Genomic DNA, 579 nt, shown 5'->3' with positions numbered 1-579 from the left:
GGAGCCAGCCGCCGAAGGTGGGACTGATGATTGGGGTGAAGTCGTAACAAGGTAGCCGTATCGGAAGGTGCGGCTGGATCACCTCCTTTCTAAGGATTATAACGGAACGCTATTCTTCGGAATAGTATGAACATACTTGGTTGTTTGGTTCAGTTTTGAGAGATTAATTTCTCTTGATAATGATTTTAAAAATAGATGGGCCTGTAGCTCAGCTGGTTAGAGCGCACGCCTGATAAGCGTGAGGTCGGTGGTTCGAGTCCACTCAGGCCCACCATCTATTAAAATATGATACGGGGCCTTAGCTCAGCTGGGAGAGCGCCTGCCTTGCACGCAGGAGGTCAGCGGTTCGATCCCGCTAGGCTCCATTTTTGTACCTTGAAAACTAAATAAGAGTAATCAACGACATCAAATAAAAGGCTGAGGCGACTGTTTTACAGGAGCTGAAGCTAGATTAAAAAGCAAGGCTAATAATTAGTACGCTTATTTACTGTAACTTAGTTAAGTGAATAAGGGCGCACGGTGGATGCCTTGGCACTAGGAGCCGATGAAGGACGGGACTAACACCGATATGCTTCGGGG

General features: G+C 47.2%; 2 tRNA genes and 2 rRNA genes. All 4 read left to right on the top strand.

Features of this window, described 5'->3' with window-relative positions:
- Positions 1-89, top strand: a 16S ribosomal RNA gene (locus MN204_RS20330); the annotation flags it as partial.
- A gap of 108 nt (positions 90-197) precedes the next feature.
- A tRNA-Ile gene (locus MN204_RS20325) sits at positions 198-274 on the top strand.
- Between the two features lie 18 nt (positions 275-292).
- A tRNA-Ala gene (locus MN204_RS20320) sits at positions 293-365 on the top strand.
- A 131-nt stretch (positions 366-496) separates the two neighbouring features.
- Positions 497-579: ribosomal RNA gene (locus MN204_RS20315) — 23S ribosomal RNA — on the top strand; the annotation flags it as partial.

The sequence above is a fragment of the Oceanobacillus saliphilus genome, from assembly GCF_023522835.1.
Classification (GTDB): Bacteria; Bacillota; Bacilli; order Bacillales; family Amphibacillaceae; genus Oceanobacillus; species Oceanobacillus saliphilus.
This window is presented reverse-complemented; position numbering and strand designations above follow the sequence as displayed.